Source organism: Pseudomonas sp. RW409 (assembly GCF_003184125.1).
In the GTDB taxonomy this organism is placed as follows: domain Bacteria; phylum Pseudomonadota; class Gammaproteobacteria; order Pseudomonadales; family Pseudomonadaceae; genus Aquipseudomonas; species Aquipseudomonas chlororaphis_I.
This window is the reverse complement of record NZ_QHHP01000041.1, coordinates 578,856-593,119: the sequence shown is the minus strand read 5'-3', so window position 1 is coordinate 593,119 and position 14,264 is coordinate 578,856. Positions and strand designations below refer to the sequence as shown.

The following is a 14,264-nucleotide window of genomic DNA, read 5'->3' as shown; positions in this document are numbered from 1 at the left end:
GCAGCATTCACTTACACGAACTGCAGAACGTCTTTAACGGCTTTACGAGGTTTTTGTGGCCAGTTGGCCGAGCCAGGATAGCCAACGGTGACCAACATCACTGGAACCTCCGTCGCGGAGAGACCAAACGCTTGCGCCACTGTCAACTGGTCGAACCCGATCATGGGCGCCGAAACCAGTCCTTGGCCCTTCGCGGCCAGCATCAGGGTCACGGCCGCTAGCGAGCCGGAGGAGCGAATGGCTTCGTTGCGCTGAAACTGCGGGTTGTCCTGGTATGGCCACAAGACACACCTTGGGTCAAAAGCACCAGCGAGACCCAGATGCTAAAAGCCTTTGCTGAGTGGTGGTAGGGGGCACTTCACGAACTGGAAGAGCTTGCGGGCTACACACACACATGGTCGCGTAGTGCTGATCGGTAACGCCGCTCACGCCATACGTCCCCATCAAGGAGCTGGTGCAGGGCAGAGGCTTGAAGATGCCTGACTGCTTGCACACCTATTGGGGAGGACTCGTGTGCTTGAAGGTGACACCCAAAACGTACTTGAGGTTTACGACGCTATCCGCAGATCTCGCGCCTGTCGGGTTCAGCGAACGTCCTGCGAAGCCGACGAACTCTACGAAATTCGAGACTGTCAGGCCGAAGATCAGGAGGAACCCCTCCTATCGACAACCCTGGCCAGTCGTTTCGACTGGCTGTGAAACCACATGCAATCGGACCTGGCAGAATCGCACACCCGACTCAGGTGGGCAGAAGCCATTTGACTGCGTTCCGCAATGCGCCGGTTTCCTCAAGCGGGGAGGGTTTGTTGGAAGCGGCTAGTTCAATGCTGTTTTACTGCCCTTATTCGTATAAGAATTTGCACCAGGATGAGAATTGCAATAGGTGCCGTTGCAATCACGGCTGACCTGGGCGACAGCTCCATGCCCAGCTGGGTAGTTGCACTGATTTGACCAGCTGTTTGCATGGGACTTGACCATCACGCTGCGTGGCCATGACCGGCAGAGAACAACCCAGTCAGTCATTCAGTTTTGCGCACTAAAGCCTGACTTTGATAGTCAGGTAAGCATTCGCTTGATGTGCAAGCGTGGCAGCGAAGCCGATTATCTTAGGAACTGAAGCCATCAGGAAACAACGGCTTCAGCTCTGTGCGTTCAAGAACAGTGAGAACAGCTCGGACTGAGATTTAATGCCGAGCTTGCTGTACATGTGCTTGCGATGGACCTTCACAGTCTCTGCGGAAATCGCCAGCTTGCGCGCGATCTCCTTGTTCGAGCAGCCGCTAAGCATAAGCCGGCCGACTTCCAGTTCACGGGCGGAAAGCGGCGTTTCCAACTGCTGGTCAGTGGAGTCCAGCCAGCTCTGCCAGCTTGGTGTCGGCGACGTGTTCTGCTCCAGCGTTTCCCGCTCGAATGCCATGCGCTGACGCATCAGGGCGGCGACCCAGAACTGGATGAGTGTGAGTAGGGCGGTCTGCTCTGCACTGAAGAGACACTCACTTCCCAGCGATAGGCTGAGGGTGCGTTCCGAGTCAAGCTGGACGTTGATATGTACCTCGTCGGCAACGACATTGAGGCGGAAGTAGCGTTGGTAGTAGTCGGTTTGTTCGAAGCACTCCGGCGCCACGTCGGCTAGCCAAAACAAACCGTTCTGCGGTGCTTCCCGGTTGGCCAGGTAAAAGGGGTCGAGCAGATACAGGCCTTTGAGGTAATCCTGAAAGAGTGGATCTGGCCCGCCATCCTTGCCTGGGCATTCTGCGAGTACCTGCGGACGGCCATTGCTGAAAATCAGCACAACCCAACTGTCCACCGGAATGTATCTATCCAGCAGACGCACCAGGGCCAGCCAGAAATTAGGGCGGTCAAGTGCCTCTATCAGCCTGCCAATCGCCTGGTGCCAGGCCATGTCGTGCAATGTAATGCTCACGTTTCTACCCATACGGGGTTACCCCATCGAAGTAATTACTTTCCGTTTTATGGCTCTCCATACTCCATTTCAGCCCTAGCGGGTGCTGTTCAGTTTGGCGATTGCGAGTCCACATGCACGTGAAAGGATCACCAATGAAGATTGAGCTTGTACAACTTACCGGTCGCGATGGCGATACTGCTTATAACCTGGAGCGTACCTTGCAGGCCATCGCGACCTGCGCAGTGGATACCGATCTGCTGATTTTTCCAGAGACGCAGTTGATGGGATTTGCCAGTGCCCAACAGCTCGCCGAAATCGCCGAGCCCGTTAACGGGCCGAGTGTGCAGGCCGTGCAACGCGCCGCGCGCGAACGGAACGTCTCAGTGGTGATTGGTCTGGCTGAGAACGACTCCGGCACCTTCTACAACACATCCTTGCTGGTAACCCCACAAGGGATCGCCTTGAGTTATCGCAAGACTCACCTTTGGCCGTCGGAACGCGGACTGTTCCAACCAGGAGACCGCTATACCACTGCGCTCTGGAAGGGCATCCGTGTCGGTATCCTGATTTGCTACGACATTGAATTGCCGGAAAGTGCTCGGGCACTCGGCCAACTCGGCGTCGAGCTGATCCTGGTCACTAACGGCAACATGGATCCCTACGGCCCTGTCCACCGCACCGCGATCATAGCTCGCGCTCAGGAAAATCAGGCGTTCGCGGTGATGGTCAATCGAGTAGGCGACGGCGACGAAGGCCTCGTTTTTGCCGGTGGGAGCGTCGCTATCGATCCCTTCGGGCGCATGCTATTCGAAGCGGGCCGCGCAGAGTGTCGGCAGGTGGTGGAACTCGATCTCGACCTGCTTCGCACCGCCCGCCACGAATATGACTACCTCAGTGACCGCCGCCTGCTCCTGACCGGCGAGCAGATTGAGCACGGAGATGGTCGACGTGAACTCCTGATCCCCTGAATCAGTCGCGGAGTGTAACCACAACACAGCGATTGTTTCGTCTTAACGCCTGTTTTGGCCCTGCCACAACAATAATTCACAAACTAGCAGGAGCAGTACTCGTGCCCCTGAACTCAGCGCTAACGCTCTGGAGCATCCCCATGAAGCCGATTCGTTACATACAATTCGCGCTGGTCTCGTTGTTCAGTTTTGGCCTGGTCTGCGCCGAGGCCGATGAAGCTCAAAAGCCCAGTGTTCATATCTACAACTGGTATGACTACATTGCCCCGAACACGGTGAAAGACTTCCAGAAAGAAGCAGGCGTCAGCGCTGTGTACGATGTGTTCGACAACAGTGACGTCATGCAAAGCAAACTGATGGCTGGCCGCAGTGGTTATGACGTAGTGGTTGCCAGTGCCGACCTGCTACCGAACCTGATCAAAGCCGGTGTGCTGAAAAAACTGGATCGCTCAAAGTTACCCAATTGGTCCCATCTTGATCCCGACATCCTCGCCAAGTTGCAGAGCAATGATCCCGGAAACAGCTATGCGGCCCCTTATTTGTGGGGGACCACTGGTATCGGTTATGACGCGGACAAGGTTAAATCGATACTCGGCCCCGATGCGCCAGTCAATTCCTGGGATCTGATTTTTAAAGAAGAAAACTTGGCCAAACTCAGTCAGTGCGGTGTGGCCATGCTGGACGCCCCTGGCGAGGTTATTCCCATCGCATTGCACTACCTTGGACTGCCATACAACAGCCAAAACCCGGATGATTACAAAAAAGCCCAGGAACTGCTGCTGAAACTGCGTCCCCATATTGTTTACTTCGATTCTTCCAAATTCATCTCTGATCTCGCCAATGGCAACGTCTGCGTCGTGCTGGGCTGGGCGGGCGGTGTCTCCGACGCGCAAAAAGCCTCCGAGCTGGCTGGTAACCATCGAAACCTTGTCTACAGCATTCCACGCGAAGGTGCCCCGGTGTGGGTGGAAAGTCTGGTGCAACTCAATGATGCGCCGAACCCGGAGCAAGGGTTGGCCTTCATCAACTACATGTTGCGCCCCGAAGTCATCGCTGAGTCATCCAACTACCTGAGCTATCCGAACGCCAACAAGGATGCCACTGCGCTTGTCGAGAAGAAGATCCGCGACAACCCAGGGGTGTATCCGTCCAAGGATGTGCTGGCCACGCTTTTTCCTCTGGAACCACTGCCGCTGAAGATGGAGCGCATTCGGACCCGTGCGTGGAACACGGTCAAGACCGGCAATTGATTGGTAGACCCGGTTCTGCTGATGGTTGACCAAGCCCCAGGCATGAAACAAACCAAAACAAGAGCGAGAGAGCATGAAAGACACAATGAAGTCACGCGCCCGCGACCTGAATATTCAGTTCGGACAATTGCAACCCGGTCCCCTCAACGCCATCACCGATGTGCCGGGCGTTCGGGTCGGTCACAGCAATGTGCGAGGACGCACCGCTAACGGCCGCGACGTCCTGACCGGGGTAACGGTCATCGAACCGCGTGTCGGTTCCACCAGCCAGCAGCCGTGCTTTGCCGGCGTCCATGTGTTGAACGGCAACGGCGACGCAACCGGTCTGGAATGGATTCGCGAAGCGGGTCTTTTGACCAGTCCCGTCGCCTTCACCAACACCCACAGCCTGGGCGTGGTGCGCGATGCACTGATTGTGCTGGACCGTGAACAACAGCCGGATGACGGCCGTCTCTACTGGAACATGCCGGTGGTGCTGGAGACCTATGACGGCCTGCTCAACGACATCAACGGTTTTCATGTGAAGCCCGAGCATGTGGCCGAAGCTCTGAGTAATGCTGTGATTGGGCCCGTTATCGAAGGCGCGGTCGGTGGCGGCAGCGGCATGATCTGCCACGAGTTCAAGGGCGGTATCGGCACCGCATCGCGGCGCCTGAGTAGCACTCAGGGCGGCTGGACTGTTGGCGCCATTGTCCAGGCAAACCACGGCATCCGTAACGAACTGCGCGTCGACGGCTACCCGGTCGGACGCTACATGGAACAGGCCGACTCGCCGTTCCTCAAGGCTTCGCTGCCGCACCCGGGCATGGGTTCGATAGTCGTTTGCCTGGCCACCGATGCGCCGTTGCTGCCGCACCAGTGTACGCGCCTGGCGCAACGCGCCAGCCTCGGTCTCGCCCGCACCGGTGGTGGTAATGAAGACCACAGCGGTGACATTTTCATCGCCTTCTCCACCGGTAATCATGTGCCACCGGCCGCTTACGAAAGTAAGCGCGCGCCAACTACCGACAACTTGAGCATGGTCAACAACGACCACATCAGCGAGTTGTTTCTTGCCGCCACCGAAGCGGTGGAAGAAGCCATCATCAATGCCTTGTTAGCCGCTGACACCGCCGAAGGCAACGGCCATTCCGTGCCGGGACTTGATTGTGAGACGCTGCTCAAAGCCTTGCATCAGGCCGGCTGGCCGGGAGCGGCGAATGGTTAACTGATCTAGCGGTATTCAGGTGGTGTGCTTGTTCCGCGTTCATGCCACCTGCATGTTCAGGTTCCAGGGAAGACCTCACGACTTAAGGCTCACGCGACGTTTAAGTGAGAGCAGTCGCTTTTGGATAGCCCTAAAATGCAGGCGTTCTACTGCGGCGATCTGACTGGTTAATGACCTGAATTGTCACATTAAATTGAGAAATGCCACTTACCTCCTCAGAACAAATAATCATCGTCGACGACTCCCCCTGCACTACGCATCAACAGCGGGCAATCGTCCTCAAGGGTGAGGCACCCGCTGGAGGTTCTGCTGGAGCTCTATCGGAACGTTTAGACTTGGCCGATATCCCTCAGTTGTGAGTTGACAGGTGAGTGGGGAGGTTGGGGCGTTTTTTCGGGAGGGCTCGGCTCCTGTTGATCCTGAGCAATTGGGCCACCAACTTGATGCTCAGTTGTCCGATTGGCTATGGGTAGAACCCAATAGCGTGGCTTGGAGTTGTTCTTTTTGTGCTCTTGATACCCTCTGAAAACAAGTCCAGAATCAAGTCCATTCCTGATTCAGGAATAAAAGAAACCCCTTAGATTTCAATGGGTCGGACGCTAGATGAGAGTCTCGTTTCCCTCTCCAAATATTGCTCCATGGAGTTTGACTGAATTCCACGAGGAACGAAAAAACACCCGGGATATTTTCGTCTACGCGGTGGCTCACTGCGTGCCAGTCGTACCAATGGGAGCCCAATGAGGGTACACATAGAGGTACAGAAATTTTCGAACTTGAAAATTTCCTTTATTTTCAGCGATAAAGAGGATGGTTCGATTCCGGCTTCGGCACCATCTATCTCAAGGGTTTGCTGGCGAAAGCTGATGCAAACCCTTGTTCGTTTCCGGTTCGCACATTCAAATCCGCTCTGCGATTTACGCGGTTGAGAGGCTGCCTTTCTGCTGGCGGAGGTATTTCTCTTTCATCACCACTGGGAAGTGGTGACGGGCGTATTGCAGAGACGTCTACGTCGCTCCGCAGATGGATGTAATAAGGACATTACGTGTTTCGGAAAGTGATTCTGTTACTGCTGATCAGTTGCTTGAGCGGCTGCGCCGCGGTGGCGATGCGCATGGACTACGACCACCCTTGCCCCTACAAAGGCGTGCGCCTGGACTGGTGGTTGGTAGGCACCTCCCATGGAAAGCTGATTCCCTTTTTACTGATCGACGCGCCGTTTTCCCTGGTGGTTGATACGGTGTTCTTCCCCTTCGAGTATCAATACAACTGCAACTTCTGATCTGGCTCGGCGTTCATTCGCAGAGGGGGGTGTAAGCCCTGTGCAACTCGCCCGCGGCCTTGGGTGATGCGTATTCGCCATTAGCACACCAGCCCTAATCGTCTGCTACCGAGGCCAGGCTTATAGTGCGCACGACCATCCTCGTCGGGGTGGCTCTTACAAGAAAGTGCCGATACGAAAAAGGAGATTCACCATGTCATTCAAGAAAATCGTCTACGCCTCCGCCGTGGTCCTGGCCCTCACCGCCTCGAACGCCCATGCATTCGCCAGAGACTGTAACGACTCGCTGTGGAAGTTCAGCGGTATCGAAGCACTGACCTGCATCTTCTCGGGCCAATGGTGATTTGCCGTTTCCTGGGTTGAAGCTGTCCCAACGACAAGGCTGACTGTGAATGGCTAATCCGGTCAGCCTTGTTGCTTTTCCATTCGGGCGCAAATCGCGCTGCTCTCAATCCCCCATCCAGGCTGCGTCGATAGTTGCCGGCTGCGGAGAAGGCTGAACGAGAGGGGGCTGCTGGCGGGTAAAACGCAGCAATCTGCAAGGCATTCTGGATGCCTGATCTTCGATATGACGGTCAATGAGTACCGGGTGAACAGGGGGACACCACAGTGCTACGTTCACCCCGTCACGGCCTGCAACATCCCGCGATGTCGGGCATCAAGTCTCGGTTTTATCGCGTTTTTCAGGTGAGTTTTTTCTGTTGAAGCGCGCCGAGATGTCTTGGTAGGTCTCGTTATCGGTTGCAGCAAGCAGTGTCTGACCATCCTTCAAGGTGGCCAGAAATGTCACCTCGGTATTGTGGCCCGCCAGTAGATAACCGGCGACGGCACCCACAGGCCCCAGAAACATGGCACCAACCATTCCAAGGCCTATGGCGCTCTTAATGTTCTTGTTCGAGTCGGTATTTTCGACGACCAGGTCCTTGAACTCGGAGACGAGAAAACTTTTCCCTATCAGCGGTTTATTGGCGGTTTTGAGCGTGATGGTTCCGCGCAGATACTCCGCGTCACCCTGGGGGAAGTCACCGGCCAGCACTATGATCTTTGCCATCTGGAAAGGCCCCAGGCGATCATTTTTAGGGGGCCATTGCGCGCCTTAAGGGATAGGGCGTCAACGCTGCGACGACGACTGGCGGCACCATTGGTCTATGACGGGGCAGAAGCGCTGCCGGGCCTGGGCATGGGCAGGCATGCGTGGCAAATACGGGCGGAGGCGGCAACGCTCAAGGCTGCGCTCGACGCGGCATTCGAGGCCCGGAGGCGGCAGGTATCGACAAAGCAGGGAGTGGATGCAAGCGTCCAAGTGCAGGCCGGGCGAGTTTGGATCAGCGCGGAACAGCGGATACACTTGCCGCCACACCTCTGGTGGGCTGGACGGATGAACCAAGGAAGCGTTTCAGTGATTATTATTCAAAACCCGACACCCAAACTGTCTTATGCAGAACTTGCCAAGATGATTGAGCAGAAGAGGGCGGTAGAGCAGGTCAATCTGCTTGACGCCAAATTGAATCCAGCCTTCCTGGCCAGACTTGAGGCCGCTATAGAAAGCGCGGATGCGCAACAGGGCGTTCAGCCGGTTTTCCCTATCGAAGTCTGACCGACCTGGCGCCGGGTAATGCTCGGCCAGATCCGACAACAGTGCTCAGTTTCAAGACAAGGACGAATGATGCGAATTTTTACCGGTGAACGGGCTCGATGGTTGATGGCGGCGGGTATCGCCGTCTTGGCAATGGCGACTAACGCGCAGGCGCAAACGACGCCTCAGGCAGCCCAGGAGATAAAGGGCTTGTTGGACTTTGTCGAGCACAGCCAATGCCAGTTCGTGCGTAATGGCACCGAGTATCCAGCCCCCCAAGCACGGCAGCACCTGGAGAAAAAACTGAATTACCTCGAGGGCAAGAACATGGTGAGCAGCGCGGAGGACTTTATCGATCTTGCCGCCACTAAAAGCAGCATGAGTGGCAAGGTTTATGAAGTGCGTTGCGCTGCTGGATCGCAACCGGCAAGCAGCTGGTTAAAGGCAGAGTTGCAGAGGCAACGCCAGCCTCATTGATTCAGTTTTTGGCCAGGCAAAGCCCAGCTCGTACGCTGGGCTTTTTGGTTTTTGGAGGGCAGTAAAAGGCCAGGGCTGGATATACCGTGACGGGCTACATGGATCAGAGCGGGGCGCTGCTCATAAGGTATTCCTGCTGCCCCGTATGTTCATCCGTCTGCTCGTGGGTCACGACAAAGCCTTGTGCCAGGTAAAAGCCGCAGCTGGCCGTATTGTCCTTGTATACCGCCAGGCTCAACACGGGACGCTGTGCCCTGGCATGGGCGAGCAGTTGCTTGCCAATCCCCTTGGCCTGGAATTCAGGTGCAACAAAGAGGGCGGCCAGCTGCTCGTCGTGCAGTGAATAGAAACCCCGCACTTTGGACTCCCGCTCGAAGACATAGGTCTCTGACGCCGGGAGGTACAGGTTGCGCATGTTGTCGACTTGCGACTGCCAGAATGAGGCATCGATAAAATCGTGGGCTTTCAGCGAAGCCTGCAGCCAGATGTCCAGCACGGCATCCATATCTTGCTGTTCAAATCTTCTGATCATTTCTCTTCCGCTTCTCCTGACAACGGGTTGCAGGCTAGAAGCAGACGCTGGCCAGTTCAAGAGCCAACCTATTGAACGAAGCAGGAGTGTGGCGGGGGAGGCGACCGACTGATCGAGGATCAGGCGGTCGCAGTCGGATTTCAAGGCTCCACTGATTCAGTACGGATCAGTCAGGAGATGTGTGGGATTTCGTCGATATACGCGATTCGCTCACCGTTGTGGAAGATTTCAACCGCGCTGTAGAGCACGGAGTTTGGCGGCAGCACCCGGGTGAACCTGACTTGCGTGCAGGTGATTACCTGAATCCATTGCCCTGGCCTTTGGTACAGGTGCAGATCCAGCATAAGTATTGCCGGGTTGATACCCTGCGGGACTCGTACCGTCAGGTAGGCCTTGACCCCTGGGTTGGAGACTTCAACGTCTCCGACTACATGAAGTTCGTCCGGTTTGGGTGGCATGGTGTCCAGCCAGGCATGCCAGTTCGTGCAGTTCGTGATCATTTTTCCGTTCCTTGAGAAATGAAGCCCGAAGCTTGAGGTACTGCGGTTTCGCATGGCGCTTCGTGTGCCATCGAATCGAATGCCTGGCCCGGTCCTCTCCATTCAGCTGTGCGGACCCGTGCGACCAGATATCTCATGTCTAAGGTGTAGATGAGGAACGGGGGACGGCTCTCAGGCCTGGACGAATGGCATTGGCAGGCGTCGCTCGAGCATCGAAAAAGCCCAATCATCCTTTGGCCTTTGTCGTTTTACCCTCCTTGTAAAACAACCCTTTAGCCCGCACAGGTTGCTGGCTGCACGGCTAAGGGATGTGCCGGACGAACGGGCTGTAAGTCGGCGCGCCAGGCCGCAAGCTCTGGCCATCGATAAAGTCCTGCTCCTGGTTGAACGGGATCGACGGCCACTGTGCCCAGCGGGTGAGCCTGGCCTGGTAATCGAGGGTTCGCTGCTCCAGGTATTTTGCTGTTTCCGTTCTGCCTCAGGAGCCAGCCCGCCACGCACGCCGTGGATGAGGTAGGGCTCCAGCACATCGAAGCCGATCGAGCGACTGGGCTTCGCCGAGAAGCCCGCCCATGTCGAGTATCGGCTGACGGCGGTAGCCTGCTCATTGGTCGACACCCTGGCCGCGCTGGATCGTTGGGCCGAGCACAACTTCCCGCAACTGGACGCTGCCCGGGCGCTTTACGATGCCCGGCAACTGAGGCAATCGGCAGGCAGCGGAGAGTAGAACGCGCAGTTGCAGCGTGATTCCCTCCTGGCTTTTGGTAGATATCGGGCCTGACCTTTATGGGGTTGCGTGTCCTTATATGCCGCTGAAGTGCTGGCCTCGTTCTTACCGAACGTTGCCGCGCCCCTCACAACAAGGAGGTTCCAAGTGATAGCAAAGCTGCTCGTGACGATCGGGATAATCTTCTACGCCGTTGTGGTACCGGTGCTGGAGATCAATCAGACCCATGTTTTCAACCCGGCCTGGGAGCCGCACGCACGGTTGCATGAGGTCTGGCAGTTGTTCACCAATACGGCGATCGGTGCATTCAGCCTGTGGCTGGTGTGGTTGAAGAGCAACCTGCGCCTGTCCAGCCTCCTGACCCTGTTCGTCACGGGCGGCTTCTTGGCGGCTTACTGGCTTCGGCAGTCTTACGGTGGGTCGATGGTGCTCACCGATGGCTCTGAGAAGCTGATCCTGGGCGTTAACCTCGGACTGTTTGCCTACACCCTGGCGATCCTGCTGGCGGCGACCGCGGTTGTGATCGACCGGCGCAAACGGCCCGGGCGGCTCTAAGCGGCTGCGTAGAAGCAAGAAAGCAGAGGCCCGGACATGGCCGGGCTTCGTTGGATGGGTGCCTGTTCAGCGTGAGTAGGGCTTGCCTTCACGCCGCGTATTTTCGACCGACAACCTGCGCCTACGCCTTTGCACCCAGCTACAGAGGGCGTGCACAGGATGAATGAACATCGCCAGCACACACAGCAGCAGGACAATGAAGATGGACATCAGACCGAGACCTTCATGGGAAAACATCGTGGGTTACTCCTGTAGTTCACTTTGTCGGTCCCAGAAGGGTAGGCACTCAGATGCTTCGCTTCATGAAGGTTACTTAAAGATAATTTCATCCATGCGCGAGTCGTGAGGGCAAAGGAGGGCGGGGCAGATACTAAAAAGCCCGGCGCTGGGCCGGGCTTTTCATGCGGGCAATGCTGACCAACCGGCAGTGTTGAAACCGACTCAGCTGGAGAGCATGAGGCTGGGTCTATCGATCATTCTTGCTCGAGGAGACGCTGGCTTTGCCCAGGCCTTTCGAGTTGTGGTCACCGGGCGTGGTGTCCGAGATCGCGGTGGCTTTTGACAGCCCGCGGGTGTCTTTGGAGTGAGCCACGCCGGAAGTGGTCGAACCATGGCCGTTGCTGTCATTACGAATGCTGCCGTAATGGTTGCCATTTTCTCCGAGATTGCGAACCGACTTGCCGGCCGGATCGCTTTTCAGGCCGCCGCTATGGCCCTTGCTGCTGACCCCTCCGGAGTGGCCGCCTGCCTGGCCACCGTGACCACCACCATTGCCGCCACTATTGCCACCGCCATGACCCCCACCGTTACCACCGCCATTTCCGCCACCATGGCCACCACCGTCCTTTGCATAGGCGGACGTCACAGGGAGCAGAGGCGCCGCTGCCAGCATCAGTACGCAGGTCAGGGCCGTCACGAGATTTTTTTTCTTTAAAAGCATGATCGCTTCCATAGATAAGGAGAGGTTTGCATGAACTAAGACGCAATCGGCTGTCTATAGTTCGTGTGTCATGACGAATGGCACCACGGCTGGATTCATGCAGAGGACTGCAGAGATGACGACTCGTTCGGTTGTAGCTGTTTTAGCAAGCGCCGCGTTTTTATTCGGCTCGACTGCCTTGTATGCGGACCCAGGGAACGGCAAGGGCAATCCCCACGGCAATCAGGGTGGGCACGGCAATAAAGGCAACAAATCCCAAGACTACAGGTATGGCGGACCTCAAGTAGATGTCGGCGGTGTGCGCGTGATCATTGGCGACAGTCGCGACTACTGGTCACCCGGGCCGGCCCTGCCGCCAGGCATTCAGAAAAACCTGGCCCGAGGCAAACCCCTGCCGCCGGGTATCGCGAAAAAGCTGGATGGCCGGATGCTAAGCCGGCTGCCGCACTATGACGGTTATGAGTGGCAACAGGCTGGTACTGACTTGATCCTGGTCGCCATTGCGACAGGCATCATCTACGAAGTTCTGCACGACGCGCTGGACTGATTCAGTCCGGCCCGACCCGCAAGCAAAGCCCGGTGCAAAACCGGGCTTTTGCCTGACACACAGCATTCCATTCCCACCGATATTCCCTCTCCAACATCCTGTTTGACTCCGGTTTTCCTGTCTTTCGTTGGCTCAAATACAGGTAACCGCCTTGGCGGTGATTTTGCCGAGCGTCCTCTTCGGCAACATTCCAGCGCGATCTGATAGTTGAGTGGAGCGTTTCGGAAGTGTCCTAAGGACGTTGATTGGGCGCCGTTTTAAGGTTTCAGCGTTCGCCGTGTGCGCTTTTTGGATTGACACCGACTGTCGAGCCGGCGGTGTTTCGCCCATTGAAAAAGCGCAGGGCGACAGGCAGAAGAGTGGCCTGGGTGGTTGCTCCGGACTGAACCGATCGCATGTTTGCATTCAATTAAAGGAATAAATAATGCCCACTCAAAATGTTGGAAAGTTCTTTGATTTTCGCGCCAGGGTCACCGCTCCCACGTGGACGATCGATCCTGGTCATGGCCTGGATGCAGGTGTTGTTTCTGGAGTTGCACATCGGCGTTCCAGCGGCATGGAGCAGGTGGTCGAGCTGGGCACATCGAGCCTTGATGTGCTTCAGGCGGGTGGCAGTTTTCCGCAGCTGTTCAGCGTCGAGTTGAATGAAGACAGGCTCAAGGGGGCGAAAAAGGTCCAGATCTACTTTGACGGCATCACCAGTGATGGTGTGATCTTGATGAATGATTACGAAGAGGCCGGTTCCGCACGCAATGTTGGCGTTCAACTGCTGGATAGCGAGGGAAAAGTCGTGCTTCTGGGCCATGAAGGCCGTGCCGAGTACCCGGTGGCACCGGGTTTCAGGCTGTCCTTCGCAGCGAGGTTGGTCAGCTCCGGCGGGCCTGTGGAAGCCGGTGAGTTTTCCTCGTTTGCGGAGTGCGTGATCCTGTATGCCTGACGGCAGGCAAGAGGTTCACACAGACGTTGAATCATGCGGAAAGCCAGGCGGTGGTGCTTTTTTACTGACGTCAACAAGGTGACGAATCGGCCATGGCCTGAAAAAACATGTGGTTATTTAAGGGCTTAGAAAGCATTTAGGGTAAAAATAACCTCAAAATATATTGTTACATGTTCTCGGGGACGTTAAGATAGCCCCGCGTTCACCTACCACGGTTTATGCATTTTTAGCCCCAAGTGTCCATCAGCTACTTGGGCTTTTTTTTGCCTGAAATTTGCCTGCGGCGATCTTTCACGTCGCTCTGCAAGGCAAAAAAAAGCCCGCGGGGAGCGGGCCAATAGTTGAATGAGCAGGGTGAAATCTACCCGCCTGGCGCCCGGCTCACAGTGAAAGAAATTTCATCTGGCCGTACCCACCCGCAATCGCCGCCGACTCTGGCCAGCTCAGCTCAATAACCGCCACCCATATCACTCGTGCCACTGCCTGGAGCCCTGGCTTTCTGCTGGGCGTGGCTCCATTCGGCGCAGGTGAGGAAGCTGGTGTGGTCGACTTTGCCGTTGCCGTCGAAGCTGACATTGAACGGCTGGTTATGACCGGCCTGGGTCAACACATAGTCGAAGCAGGTCCCGAGTTCCACGGTGCGCGGGGTGACGGACAAGGGTTCGCCGCCGATCTGTCGGACCTGGTCCTGGGTCATGCCGGTCTCGACCTTCGCCACCAGCGGTTGATTGCGGTAGACGTGGGAATTGCTGGTGCAACCGGAGGCAGCTGATAACAGGATGATCATGACGATAAGTGCTTTGTTCATGGCAGGGCTCCCGATGGTCGGTGTCGTGAAGAGACGCCTGATGCATCAGTTGAAG

Annotated in this window: 17 protein-coding genes and 1 pseudogene; 11 read left to right on the top strand and 7 right to left on the bottom strand. The window is 56.4% G+C overall.

The window, feature by feature from the left end; all coding sequences use genetic code 11:
* Positions 1-11: 11 nt before the first annotated feature.
* Positions 12-275, bottom strand: a pseudogene (locus DK261_RS23220) (nitroreductase family protein); the annotation flags it as partial.
* An 863-nt stretch (positions 276-1,138) separates the two neighbouring features.
* Positions 1,139-1,924 carry a helix-turn-helix transcriptional regulator gene (locus DK261_RS23210; RefSeq protein WP_081363201.1) on the bottom strand — a complete coding sequence of 262 codons (786 nt, stop codon included), beginning with the start codon at positions 1,922-1,924 and terminating at the stop codon, positions 1,139-1,141.
* A gap of 134 nt (positions 1,925-2,058) precedes the next feature.
* Here DK261_RS23210 and DK261_RS23205 point away from each other — a divergent pair, with 134 nt between their 5' ends.
* From DK261_RS23205 to DK261_RS33230, 5 genes are all read left to right on the top strand, one after another.
* On the top strand, positions 2,059-2,874 hold the full coding sequence (locus DK261_RS23205; RefSeq protein ID WP_081361064.1) for a carbon-nitrogen hydrolase family protein: 816 nt from the start codon (positions 2,059-2,061) through the stop codon (positions 2,872-2,874).
* 140 nt (positions 2,875-3,014) lie between these two features.
* Complete coding sequence (locus DK261_RS23200; RefSeq protein WP_081361066.1) at positions 3,015-4,124, top strand: polyamine ABC transporter substrate-binding protein; 1,110 nt, start codon at positions 3,015-3,017, stop codon at positions 4,122-4,124.
* Between the two features lie 85 nt (positions 4,125-4,209).
* Positions 4,210-5,331, top strand: a complete 1,122-nt coding sequence (locus DK261_RS23195) for a P1 family peptidase (protein WP_081361067.1) — start codon at positions 4,210-4,212, stop codon at positions 5,329-5,331.
* Positions 5,332-6,373: 1,042 nt separating this feature from the next.
* Complete coding sequence (locus tag DK261_RS23190; RefSeq protein ID WP_009049373.1) at positions 6,374-6,610, top strand: YceK/YidQ family lipoprotein; 237 nt, start codon at positions 6,374-6,376, stop codon at positions 6,608-6,610.
* A gap of 193 nt (positions 6,611-6,803) precedes the next feature.
* Complete coding sequence (locus tag DK261_RS33230) at positions 6,804-6,953, top strand: hypothetical protein (protein WP_007921689.1); 150 nt, start codon at positions 6,804-6,806, stop codon at positions 6,951-6,953.
* A 315-nt stretch (positions 6,954-7,268) separates the two neighbouring features.
* Here DK261_RS33230 and DK261_RS23185 read toward each other — a convergent pair whose 3' ends face one another.
* Complete coding sequence (locus DK261_RS23185) at positions 7,269-7,661, bottom strand: hypothetical protein (protein ID WP_038632891.1); 393 nt, start codon at positions 7,659-7,661, stop codon at positions 7,269-7,271.
* A gap of 90 nt (positions 7,662-7,751) precedes the next feature.
* On the opposite strand from DK261_RS23185, the gene DK261_RS23180 reads away from it, so the two are divergent.
* Complete coding sequence (locus DK261_RS23180) at positions 7,752-8,207, top strand: hypothetical protein (protein WP_053269242.1); 456 nt, start codon at positions 7,752-7,754, stop codon at positions 8,205-8,207.
* A gap of 69 nt (positions 8,208-8,276) precedes the next feature.
* Entirely contained in the window at positions 8,277-8,663 is a 387-nt protein-coding gene (locus tag DK261_RS23175; RefSeq protein WP_038632885.1) for a DUF5329 domain-containing protein, read from the top strand.
* 103 nt (positions 8,664-8,766) lie between these two features.
* Here DK261_RS23175 and DK261_RS23170 read toward each other — a convergent pair whose 3' ends face one another.
* Together DK261_RS23170 and DK261_RS23165 are read right to left on the bottom strand one after the other, a co-directional pair.
* Complete coding sequence (locus DK261_RS23170; protein ID WP_080710562.1) at positions 8,767-9,195, bottom strand: N-acetyltransferase; 429 nt, start codon at positions 9,193-9,195, stop codon at positions 8,767-8,769.
* Between the two features lie 170 nt (positions 9,196-9,365).
* Complete coding sequence (locus DK261_RS23165; protein ID WP_009049368.1) at positions 9,366-9,695, bottom strand: hypothetical protein; 330 nt, start codon at positions 9,693-9,695, stop codon at positions 9,366-9,368.
* 538 nt (positions 9,696-10,233) lie between these two features.
* Between DK261_RS23165 and DK261_RS33960 the strand changes: the two genes are divergently transcribed.
* Both DK261_RS33960 and DK261_RS23150 read left to right on the top strand, forming a co-directional pair.
* Positions 10,234-10,422 (top strand): winged helix-turn-helix transcriptional regulator, encoded by a 189-nt coding sequence (locus DK261_RS33960; RefSeq protein ID WP_218278189.1) that lies wholly within the window; start codon positions 10,234-10,236, stop codon positions 10,420-10,422.
* 147 nt (positions 10,423-10,569) lie between these two features.
* Entirely contained in the window at positions 10,570-10,977 is a 408-nt protein-coding gene (locus DK261_RS23150) for a hypothetical protein (protein ID WP_028682519.1), read from the top strand.
* Positions 10,978-11,443: 466 nt separating this feature from the next.
* On the opposite strand, the gene DK261_RS23145 is transcribed toward DK261_RS23150, so the two are convergent.
* The gene (locus DK261_RS23145) at positions 11,444-11,917 is read right to left on the bottom strand and encodes a hypothetical protein (protein WP_080577950.1); all 474 of its coding nucleotides are present in this window, start codon (positions 11,915-11,917) and stop codon (positions 11,444-11,446) included.
* A 115-nt stretch (positions 11,918-12,032) separates the two neighbouring features.
* Between DK261_RS23145 and DK261_RS23140 the strand changes: the two genes are divergently transcribed.
* Together DK261_RS23140 and DK261_RS23135 are read left to right on the top strand one after the other, a co-directional pair.
* Positions 12,033-12,464, top strand: a complete 432-nt coding sequence (locus DK261_RS23140) for an anti-virulence regulator CigR family protein (protein ID WP_009049364.1) — start codon at positions 12,033-12,035, stop codon at positions 12,462-12,464.
* A gap of 424 nt (positions 12,465-12,888) precedes the next feature.
* The gene (locus DK261_RS23135; protein WP_028682521.1) at positions 12,889-13,401 is read left to right on the top strand and encodes a fimbrial protein; all 513 of its coding nucleotides are present in this window, start codon (positions 12,889-12,891) and stop codon (positions 13,399-13,401) included.
* 448 nt (positions 13,402-13,849) lie between these two features.
* Here DK261_RS23135 and osmE read toward each other — a convergent pair whose 3' ends face one another.
* Positions 13,850-14,209 (bottom strand): osmotically-inducible lipoprotein OsmE, encoded by a 360-nt coding sequence (osmE, locus tag DK261_RS23130; RefSeq protein ID WP_029527026.1) that lies wholly within the window; start codon positions 14,207-14,209, stop codon positions 13,850-13,852.
* Positions 14,210-14,264 lie beyond the last annotated feature (55 nt).